We start from the raw sequence: 10828 nt of genomic DNA on the forward strand, positions 1-10828 counted from the left end.
TGGTTGGTGGCTCGGTTAGGCGAGCTCCCATGTCGCGTTCCGAGTCGACACACGTACTCCAGCGTTGTCGGTTGGCGGCGGTCCTGGTGGGATTGGTGGACGCCTGACAGCCTCATGGCGAGGCCTGGCCGCCTCAAACGTCCGCCGCCGTCGCGAGACCTCCAGATACCTAAGGAAATCTGCCTACCCCGTTCGGGGGTTGGACTTTTTGAAGGGCGGATTGTATGGTGGTCCGCTATACAAATGCTAACGCCGTCCATGGAAGCAGAAAAGACTGTGGCCCTCAGCTTTCGGGTTACTCCCACGATGAAGCGGAAGCTCGAGGCCGCTGCTGCGCAGGAGCGCAGGAGCCTGACAAATATGTTTGAAGTCTTGGTGGACGACTTTTGCCGGACGCACGGCATTAGCGACGATGAGGTTGGTAGCCAGAGAAAGGCTGTCTCCACGGGGAAAAAGAGGGCATGAACGCAATAACAAAGTTACTGGCGGCAATTCATCCATCACTTGCCAGCCTGCACGGTGTCCCGCTGTATGTGTTCCTCGTCGTCGCGCTGCTGACGGTAGCATTCCTGATTGGCTACGCATACAAGGGTAGTCAAGTCTGCTGGCAGATTTGGTCAACGCTGCGGGCGATTCGCGCGCTCCGCAAGGACCACGGCTCTCCTAATCCCGCCGAAGTTGGCCGAGCGTTTCGATGGGAGCCACTCAAACACCTCTGGGCTGAGTATTCCGACACGCTGCATGAGTTGCGCGTGGCAGGCTCAGGTGACGCCGCGCTCACGGAAGTCCGCGCGACCGTGGCCGCCGAGTCGATGTTTACTCGAGAAGTGCTGGTCGATGGACGTCTGTTTGACGACTTCACTCGGCATCTTCCCGGTGTGCTGACTGGCCTGGGCATCATTGGCACCTTCGCAGGACTTTTGGATGGTCTTCAACAGTTCAAGCCGACCCCCATCGAGGATGCGGTAAACGGCCTTGGCCCATTGCTGCTTGGTGTTCAGCATGCCTTTGTCGCTTCGGGGACGGCTATTGCTTGCGCGATGCTGGTGGTCTTCATCAGTCGTCTCGTGTTGGCATACCTTTATCGGTTGGTTGAACACCTCAATCAGACAATCGATAGCCTTTACTCGACTGGTGCGGGCGAGGAGTACCTGGCGCGACTCGTTAGGTCATCCGAGCAAAGCGCTACTAGCACCGCGCAACTGAAGGATGCACTTGTGGAGGACCTCCACAAGATGATGACGAACCTCGTCGACCGCCAGATTGCTGCCCAGGAAGCGTCGACCTTGGCGCTCGGTAAGCACATTGGCGAGGCCGTCTCCTCGGCCATTGCGGAGCCGATGCGGCGCGTCGGTGAGGCTATGGAGGTCACGGCCCGCGGCAATGGCGAGCAGGTCAACTCGATGCTTGAGACCCTGCTCACTGGCTTCATGGCCAAGCTGGAAGATACCTTCGGAGGGCAAATGCGCGGCATCAACGAACAGATGCAGCGGTCTATGGATTCGATGTCGGCTGTTCAGTCGTCGCTCCAGGAACTCCTTGCCGACATCAAGCAGACCAATGAGCAGGCTGCAAATCAGATGAGTGGCACGCTTGAGGACGCTATGAAAAAGGCTGCGGACAATCAGCAACTCCTCACGGACCAGATGCGTGAGTTTGTTCAGGACTTCCGACGGCTAGTGACTGAGGAACAGAACAAGTCCAAACAGGCCATGGACGAGGCTGTGATGAAGGTTCTCGGCGAAGTGGCTGTTGCCATGGAGAGCCTAGAGGGTACGCGCAAGGCCGCAGCGGCAGAGGAGGTCGGAAGGAATGACCGGCTCGCTAACCAGACCAATCAGCTGGTCGGCGGCCTGACGACACAGGTGGAGACTCTTCTGGGCACGGTTTCGGAGCAGGTCGCGAAGACTCAACAAAACCTCGACGCACTTGGAGTCGTATCGCTACGGGCAATCGATGGCATGAATCAAGGGGCGTTGACCATGGGCTCCGCGGCTCAACGCTTTGAGACTGCCGGCGGCGCGGTGTCGGCCGTATTCGAGCGTTCGACGAAGGTCGCGGACACGCTGTCTTCGGCTGCTGCTTCGTTGCAGGCGGCATCCACCGCAGTGCAGCGCGGCTTCGAGCAGTACGATTCGACCAGGAAGACCGTTGACACTCAAGTGGCTGCCCTTATGGGGCTCATCGAGACGGTCAAGAGAGAGGCTGGCGTGTCCCAGGAACTGGTTTCCAGCATCAAGGCGAGCGCCGAAGCGATGCGGAAGTCGGAGCAAGAGGCTCGCTTGCACTTGGACCAAGTCAACGCCGCGTTGGTAAAGGCATTCTCCGACTTTGGCAATTCCCTGGTCAGCCAAGTGAAGTCCACGATAGCTGAGACCGACCGCCATCTCGCACAGGGCACTGGGCATCTTAATGGGGTCGTGCAGGAACTTGCGAATGCCGTGCAGCGCATGAAGAGGGCCTGACATGTTCGCTCGTATCCTCCTCAAGCGAGGAAGCAAACATGAAGGGGAGAGTCCATTCTGGATTTCCTTCTCGGACCTGATGTCCGCGCTGATGGTGCTTTTCCTCGTGGTGATGGCTGTGACGCTAGTTGCAGTAACGCAGAGCATTGATGCAGCGACACGTGCGACCATCGAGCGAGCCGCGGCTATCAATAAAGTCATGGCGATGATTGCCAACGACCCAAAGAGCCGTGGCGTGGGCGTTGACCAGCAGAACTACCGTATCGACCTAGGCAAGGAGGTTCGCTTTGATAGCGGCAGTTACACCATCGGCATTCCCGCCGGTCAGTTCTTGCGCAGCTACATCCCTGTCCTACTGAAGGCAAGAGACACGCCCGAGGGCAAGCGCTGGATGCGAAGCGTCGTGGTTGAAGGCTTTACGGACGAGGATGGGTCATACCTCTATAACCTGCAGTTAAGCCTGGACCGAAGTCGTAGCGTGGTCTGTGCTCTGTTCCAGAGTGCTTCCTCTGGTGACGCATTGAGTTCGGAGCAACTTAGAAAGGTGCAGGAACTGTTCCTGGTTGGAGGCTATTCGTTTAACTCCATTAAGAAAGACAAGGCAGAGAGCCGACGCGTTGAATTCAAGGTGGATTTTTGGGGGTTGGACGAAAGGCAGCCAGAAGCTAGCGAAGTGCTCAAAGGCAAGGAGTTCGGAAAGTGCTAGCGGCTGCCGCACTGCAACAACTCAATCGGGACCTCGTCGCCGCCATGGCGTCGATGGGGCTGCATTCCGGTGAGTTTGGCAAACCAGAACTCGTTGAGAAGCCAACCCGAGAAGCAGAACGCATCTTCCAAGGCTTTGCAGGGGCGAAGCCCAGGAAGGAAGATGCGTACGCTGCTGCGCTGAGCTTTCTTAGAGGGAAGGAGTTGGACTCATGGCAACGAGACCTGGTGGCCTCTGCCATTGGCGAGCCTATCCGCGAGCAGGATGGCGCGATGGTGGTCGGGGCCAAGCGGTTCCAGGCGCTTCTGGGCTTGTACGAATCCGAAGTTAAGCGAGGAGACCTTTGGCGGCTTACGTGGCACGGACTGCTGTACTCGTACTTCAATTTCGACCCGAATCTTGCGAAAGATGATGCGACTCGGTCCGGCTGGGAGGCCCTTCGGTCATTCCTGGAGAGGACTTGGCCGCTGATTGACATACAGGCTGGAAAGAGCCTGGTCCCGGATTGGGTCAACGTCCTTCGTAATGAATCAGAGGTACTTTCAGCGAGGCCCGTCGACAAATATTCCCATGCATATCTTCGAGGCGAGACTGGGCCAACCGACCGGCTCGCTGAAGACTTGGGTATCCCGCCGTCGAGCTGGTTTTGGCACGCTTTAGTTCTGGGAGTGGTGCGACGCGCAACAGAAGAGAGCGATGCAGATTTCAGAAGGCTTATTCCCCAACTACTCAAGCTAATCCAAGGGAAGCCCGGCTTCCGCGACGAGGCTTTGGAAGCCATCCTCATTCGATACCATGCCTGCAAGGGCGCTCCGCAATATGAACGACTGCGGGATTTCGTGTGTCAGCCAACGGTGTGGAAGAATCCAAAGCTGAAGGCCGCAGGGATAGCCACCGCCTGGAACAGGGTGCCCGACCCGGTATGGCACATGGTGCTCAGCTGGGTAAACGAGAGAAATCTGAAGGATTTCTTCGACATATTGGCTGCCCGAAACAACGCTGACGAAGGTCGACTTGCTTTCTGGTCCAAGTATCTCAAGCAAATTACCTGGACGAGGTTGGTGTTTGGCGCCGACACAATGGCGCTCAAGCGTAGCAACGCCGGGATTCGGGACCTGATTGCTCGAGAGGAGGGAGCATACGCGCAGCTAACGAGCAAACCTGAGGTGGATGCCTTTATGATGCAGATTGGATCCTATCTCATTATCGAATTCAGCAAGAAACCAAATGCCTGCTACGTCTACGAGGCCGACCAGCTTCCGTTCGAGCCATATGACCGCCACTACGAGGGAGGTACGGCTGACCTAGCCGCCGGCTACCGCCAAGAAGTTGGTTGCGCTCTTCGAATCGTGCATCGAGAAGGCTGGGGTGAACGAGCTGGGGTCGAACTTCGTCAGTTGGGAATTCGGCCTGACCGCTCTGAGGCGCAAAAAGTCGCGACAGCTGGGGCTGCTACCACTTCAACGGCAGGAAATCGTACTACGAGTTCCGGAAAAGCATCGGGACGGGCGACCGCCAAATTCGCAGGCCCAGATATGGCAGCGCTGCGGGCACTGGTAACTCGGTTCCGTGGTGCATCGATAGATGACAGGCGGAGCAACGCAAGCGGCGGCAGGCTTTGGGTCGAGGACCCACAACAGAGGGCGCCACTCGGCTCGGAGCTAAAGGCGCTGGGCTTCAAGTGGGCCAACAGCAGGCAGGCTTGGTATTTTCCGGAGAGCTGATGGGGCTGTTCGACTTCTTTAAGCGGGCGGCCGCAGCAAAGGCCGATAAGCCGAGTCTGATGACCTCCTGGACACAGGAGGGGGTGCGTATTGAGTTCGCACGGGAATTGGCCGAGTCTACGGCCGACGGCATACTCGATGCCATACATGAAGCCGGTCCGGATGACTCCGTCTTGGGAGCATATCTGGCCCAGCTTGCAGCAGAAGACCGTTGTCGATTAGACCGTAAGGGCGCGCTCATTCCATGGGGTGACCTCTATGACTTGCAGGGTTCAGCGGAACACGTCGGCGCACTCAAGCTACTAGGCCTTCCTCCGCAGGGCCCATTGCGTCCCGTACTTGACAGCTCAGGGACGTTGTCCGGTCAAGACTTCGAGCTCATGGTGACAGGGTGGACCGACGGTGCCAAGCAAGTTCACCTGGAGCGCTTGGAGGGCGCGGTGGCGTCAGTGGGCGGCGAGCCTCAGATGCTCTCGGCCGATGCATGGGCTACGGCAGCAGAGGTGTCCGCATTCCGCCGCCGAGATGATAGCGAGAGGACGCAACACGCCCAAGAGCTAGCCTGGGGCCGAATTCGCCGAATTGCTGACCGGGCCGGAGCCCTCTATGCGAGCTCCTACCTCGAGACGACCCTTGTTCTGACACCCGACACGCTGCGGCTCCCTCTTTCAAAGCACGACACACCATTCGGGCGGGTACTGACCGTTTCTCCAACTTTTGAGGGAGCTCCCGACGGTTGGCTGACTGCCTTCGACGGGTTCAGCTCGGTTCAACCCCATTACGACCTCACGCGGGGCTCCGGGCGCATACGAGTCGTTATCAGCGAGCCAGTTCGGAAGGTGCTCAACGTTATCAAACGTGAGATGCCTAACCGCCGCGTAGCCGGGGCCAAGGCCGAGAAGTTTGTCCACAATCCGTTCGCATTCCTTGGTGACGCAGCACACGAAGTACTAAAGACAGATGAGTTCGAGGCAGACCGTGCGGAGGCCGGCGCGGTGGCGGCAGTATTCAACATTGTCGCTAGGACCGCGCATGGCCGGATAAATGCGGTCGAACTGGTCGTCACGGAGCACTTTGGGGACGGTTCAGCTCGAACTGATTGCAAAGCGTGGAAGACGGTTGACGAACTGGATGCGTTCCTCTTGGCGCTCAAGGACGCACTGGAGCAGGACCGGGAACGGTTTCCTTGGGACGAGTACGACCTGACCCTCGATGCAGAATCTACCGTGCAGCTTGAGCAGGGACTTCAGTTGGCCCACCTCTGGCGTACGCAGCCAGCCGAGCGAATCAGCTTCGACGACGTCTATGAGCTAGACGGCTATAGTGGACGTGTCGAGGGGATTGGTGCAGCTAAGCCCATCTACGTTCCCGTTTTCCAGAAGGAGAAGAAGGAAGAGGGGGATAGCGGTTGGCTGCCATCGGACCTGACGCCGATGGTCAAGGTGACCCTGCAAGGGCACGAAGGCCAGGTGCTGGTGCCTCTCACGAAGGAGTGGGTGCGGGACTTCGACAAGCAGGTGCAGGTGGCCGAGGAAAAGGGGCTTCCAGACGTCAAAAATTCCAGCCTGCCGACTCCGATTGCCACCGCACAAGCGCGGACGCTCGCTGATATTTTCAAGAGTATGGTCGAAGCCCAGGAGAGAGTTGAAGAAGAACATACCTCTCAGGCGAAGAAGGAGAAAAAGACCCGTCAAACGCTCTTGGTCAAGACCAATTTCCATGACGTTGACTATTTTGAGGAGCGCAGGACATCGCTGGCACTGCCAGACGACTGGCAAGCTCAGTTGCCCAAGTGTCTGCGACCTGGCATTGAGCTCAAGAAGCACCAGCACTATGGTGTGGCTTGGTTTCAGCACCTGGTTTCGAAGGCCCCCACCGAGTGCCGTGGAGCATTGTTGGCGGACGACATGGGGTTGGGGAAGACACTTCAACTGCTGTCGGTGCTCGCTTGGTACTACGAGGGAAATCCCAATGCTGCTCCCTCGGTTATCTTTGCGCCCAAAAGCCTTCTCGAAAATTGGGTCAACGAATCCAAGAAATTTTTCAATGACTCCTTCCCGGAAGTCTTGGTTCTTTACGGCGATGAACTTAAGGAACGCAAGCAACCGCCTAGCCTCATCGACAGCCAGCTCCGGGACAAGGGCATTGAAGACCTGCTGAAGCCGAGCTGGGTCGGAACGGCGAAGGTCATCATCACCACGTATGAGGTACTGACCTCATACGAGTTCTCGTTGGCCAAGCAACCTTTTGCGTTTCTCATTTGCGATGAGGCGCAGCGCATCAAGACCCCAGGGACGTTGGTCACGCTCGCAGCAAAAAAGCTGAAGGCCGATTTCCGCATCGCGTGTACGGGTACACCGGTGGAAAATTCGCTGGCCGACCTTTGGTGTCTATTTGACTTAGTCCAGCCGGGCTTATTGGGTGCTCTGGAGGACTTTGGCAAAACCTATCGGCGCCCGATTGAATGTGAGACCGAGGAACAGAAGGACGCACTCAGGCGTCTCCAGACTGCCATCGCACCTCAGACATTGCGTCGCACGAAGGCTGACATTGCGGCTGACCTGCCGTTGAAGTACTTCGCGATGAAGAAGGCCGCGCAGACCAAGCTGGAGTTTAAGCCTGCACTGGACACTGAAGAACGTCTGGAAATTGCTCTTACAGAGCACCAGCGCATCCTCTATAAAGGTGGCTTGAAGAAACTTCAGGACGCCGCCAAGGAGTCAAATGGGCGAAAGCGTGCGCAGTTGTCGTTCGGTGCGTTACATCTCATGAAGGCGGTTTGCGCCGAGCCTTACTGTCTGCCGGGCACGAAGTTCCTCGTCGACAGGTCTGGACGCGAAGCGCATCTTGCCAACTCGCCGAAATTGGATTGGCTTCTTGAGCATCTCGCTGAGGTCCAAGCGGCAGGTGAAAAGGCCATTGTGTTCACGGAGCTTCGCGAGGCTCAGGCAGCGCTGTACTACTTCCTCAAAGAGACTTTCGGTATCCGCCCGTACATCATCAACGGCGATTCTCAGGGCCGTCAGGGATACATAGACAAGTTTTCGTCAAAGCCAGGGTTCGACGTCATCATCCTATCTACCCTCGCCGCCGGCGCTGGATTGAACGTTACCGCAGCAAATCACGTTTTCCACTTCACCCGTGCCTGGAACCCTTCCAAGGAGGCTCAGGCGACCGACCGGGCGTTTCGCATTGGGCAGGAACGGGATGTCTTCGTGTATTGCCCGACCGTAGTTGCCGACGACTTCAACACCTTTGAGGTCAGATTGGACGAGCTTCTCAAGCGCAAAGCAGGTCTGGCGGGAGCCACCCTCGATGACGGAGGGCTGAGGGCTATGCTAAATGGTGCCGGTAACGATGCAAGCTTCAAGGAGCTAGTCGAGGAGGGTGGCGCCGGGGAGGCCATCCCGAAGAGGTATCTCACGATGGATGATGTCGACCGCATGGATGGCGAGGCGTTTGAGGCCTTCTGCTGTCTGTTGTGGAACAAGCAAGGATTCCAGGCCACCGTGACGCCCAAGAGGGGTGGGGATGGAGGCATCGACGTGGTTGCTCTGAAGGGCCAAGAGGGGGAGCTGCTCCAGTGCAAGAGCTCGAAATCGGCCGAGGTTGGATGGGACGCCATCAAGGAGGTAACTGCTGGCGCTGCTCGCTATCAGGCGCGCTTCAGGGGCACCAAGTTCCGTAGGGTCGCAGTGACAAACCAAGCCTTTACCCGTGCGGCGGTGACTCAGGCTGAGGCGAACCAAGTCTCCCTTGTGACTAGGTCGCGTCTCGAAGAGCTTATAGGTGCTCACCCGGTTTCCAATCATGAGTTTGATGAAGTCTTGCAGGACCTCACTCAGTTTTCGGCTGAAGTGGTCTAGTCTTACGCGGTCTCAGGGGCGCTAAGTCCGTAGGCGACGTTCAAGTCTCTACATTCTGGCAGAGGGCGGCCGAGCCATCAGAGCTCGCTGTCGTAGGCCGTGTACTCATTCTTCTTCGGAGAAGAGCAAATGGCGCAGGACAACCCATACGAAGACGTCATCGTCGAGAGTTACTGCCCGGCTAGCACAAGCGGGCGACATGGCCCGGTACACATTCGCCCAGCGCCGGGCGGAAAGTACTCGACCGAACTGCTCGTGGAGTGTTCGAAACGATTGTCCCGCGACTACCCACCCGGCACTCGATTCCGAGTGAGAGCGAAACTGACAGACCGGGAAGGTGGTGGCCAGTTTCTTTACAGCTACCATGGATGGAAGTTTGAGGTCCTACCGAGGCTGTAAGCTGTTCAGGCATTTCGTACTCGGCCAGGTGCACCACATATCCTTGCGTTCGCCTAGACGCCTTGAATCGCATTAGAGAGAAGGCGATACCTGCGCTGCAGTTCAGGAATCAGGTTGCTTTCCCTGACTTCTTCCTTCATTACCCGGCGCACGTTCGCCTTTTGTCGCCCGCCAGCAAGCTCTGGGAATGCATTGACCATCGCGGCATGGATGCGCGCAGCCTTGTCCTTTCGAAGGTGCAGTTCACGGTAAACAACGCTGACCAGGTACAGGTTCTCGAGGCTCTCCTCATGTTCGGCTTCGGTCCAATACTCCGGTGGCAGCAGGCGCACGCGCAGGTAGAACGGCCACCAGAGCATATCGTCGTCATCGGGCTCCGTATACTGGAGCCAGCTGCGTTCGAAGATTTGAATCCAGTTGTCGCTCATCTCGGCGTCGAACTCCGCGCCAGGAATGGCTGCCTCGAAGTCCGCCTTCACGAACGACAGATTCTTCAATCGCGTAAGTCGGCTAACCAGCTCGGGATGATGCTGCGCAAACAGCCAAATGTCGCTTTCCGGCTCACCCAAGGTAAGACTTTGGGCCTTGCCCAAGCGGGTCGCGCGCGCGTCGGCAAGTGGCTTGAGCAATGGGCGATACTCGCGCGTCAGACGGGCGAGGATAGTGTCGACCTCCTTCTCGGTCTGCGGCTCGTAGTCCGCCTGCCGCTGACAATAGGAGATGAGCAGACTCGCAGACTGGTTACCCCGCCGAAGCTGCGCTTCAGCGCGGCTTGCTCCGGCCTCCAGCCAGGTATAGTCGAGGTACACCCAGTGCTTGAGCAGCTCGCGCAGCTGCAACTGACGAGAGCGCCCCTTATCGAGAGCGATAAGCCCGACGTGATAGTTCCTGAAGCTCGGATGGCGTTCGACGAGTTGCTGGACGGAACGACGATAGCGGTTCAACTGCTGGTTGCCATGCCGCGCTTTGTACTTGTTTTCGACAACGATGACGAACTGATTGACCGGGTCGACAATGAAGAAGTCCAGGTGGTTCTCTGTCGAAATGCGGTACTCGCGCAGTAGCAGTATGGAATGAAACCCTGTCAGGCTGATGCGCGCTGGCGTCCAGTATGCAAAGAATTCCGCGTTCGGTCCGTCTTCGACTTCGCAATTGGCCCATGCTGCGGTCAGAAAATCCTTGAAAATTGCATCGCCCTGACCATGCCCTTCGCGCGGATTGAGTAGCCACTGGAGAATCTGTGAATGCTGCGTCTCCTGCGGCTCGATAATGTCGAAGATGTCATTTGCGCGCTTTAGGGCCTCAATAGCCTGCCCGAGGTCCGGGTCGCTGATGAACTTCTGAAAGAGCCCTACGTCGTAGGCAGGCTCGGTCCCGTGGCTTCGAGTTCTTCTTGTGGCCATTTCTTGCCCGCAAATAGTCGAGGATTATGCTGCAAAATCCAGCCCCGCGGAGCGGCCGCGCCATTCATGCCCCCAAAGGGGGGGCGGAATCATCCGCTTGCTCGCGCTTCAAGGGGGGCTGCCAGTCCCGGTGGCGAGCGGAACCCTATCTATGGTTTCATCCAAGCGTGTAGATGCCTGGCGTCAGATTGCGGAGACCGACTTCGAGAGTGCGTTTCATCTGTTGCTCGGCCGGCTCGTCCATGCCATCTGGAGATATTGCAGT

Annotated in this window: 5 protein-coding genes; 4 read left to right on the forward strand and 1 reads right to left on the reverse strand. The window is 57.6% G+C overall.

All coding sequences use genetic code 11. The features are described from left to right. Nucleotides 1-461 precede the first annotated feature (461 nt). Genes zorA through QTN24_RS04690 form a run of 4 tightly spaced genes read left to right on the forward strand, consistent with a single transcriptional unit; the run spans nt 462 to nt 8761 of the window. Complete coding sequence (gene zorA / locus QTN24_RS04675; RefSeq protein WP_313835497.1) at nt 462-2465, forward strand: anti-phage ZorAB system protein ZorA; 2004 nt, start codon at nt 462-464, stop codon at nt 2463-2465. A 1-nt stretch (nt 2466) separates the two neighbouring features. Continuing rightward, nucleotides 2467-3171 (forward strand): flagellar motor protein MotB, encoded by a 705-nt coding sequence (locus QTN24_RS04680; RefSeq protein WP_313835498.1) that lies wholly within the window; start codon nt 2467-2469, stop codon nt 3169-3171. Continuing rightward, on the forward strand, nt 3165-4895 hold the full coding sequence (locus tag QTN24_RS04685; RefSeq protein WP_313835499.1) for an EH signature domain-containing protein: 1731 nt from the start codon (nt 3165-3167) through the stop codon (nt 4893-4895). Before QTN24_RS04680 ends, QTN24_RS04685 begins: the two co-directional genes overlap by 7 nt. Further along, on the forward strand, nt 4895-8761 hold the full coding sequence (locus QTN24_RS04690; protein WP_313835501.1) for an SNF2-related protein: 3867 nt from the start codon (nt 4895-4897) through the stop codon (nt 8759-8761). Before QTN24_RS04685 ends, QTN24_RS04690 begins: the two co-directional genes overlap by 1 nt. A gap of 452 nt (nt 8762-9213) precedes the next feature. Here the strand turns inward: QTN24_RS04690 and QTN24_RS04695 are convergent, their stop codons facing one another. After that, on the reverse strand, nt 9214-10563 hold the full coding sequence (locus tag QTN24_RS04695) for a PD-(D/E)XK nuclease family protein (protein WP_313835503.1): 1350 nt from the start codon (nt 10561-10563) through the stop codon (nt 9214-9216). Between the last annotated feature and the right edge of the window lie 265 nt (nt 10564-10828).

The organism is Cupriavidus sp. SZY C1, from assembly GCF_032190535.1.
In the GTDB taxonomy this organism is placed as follows: Bacteria; Pseudomonadota; Gammaproteobacteria; order Burkholderiales; family Burkholderiaceae; genus Cupriavidus; species Cupriavidus pauculus_C.

Bases quoted from the DNA above. Each gene is read 5' to 3' on its own strand.
- zorA (WP_313835497.1), top strand. From the start codon at position 462: ATGAACGCAATAACAAAGTTACTGGCGGCAATTCATCCATCACTTGCC.
- QTN24_RS04680 (WP_313835498.1), top strand. From the start codon at position 2,467: ATGTTCGCTCGTATCCTCCTCAAGCGAGGAAGCAAACATGAAGGGGAG.
- QTN24_RS04690 (WP_313835501.1), top strand. From the start codon at position 4,895: ATGGGGCTGTTCGACTTCTTTAAGCGGGCGGCCGCAGCAAAGGCCGAT.
- QTN24_RS04695 (WP_313835503.1), bottom strand. From the start codon at position 10,563: ATGGCCACAAGAAGAACTCGAAGCCACGGGACCGAGCCTGCCTACGAC.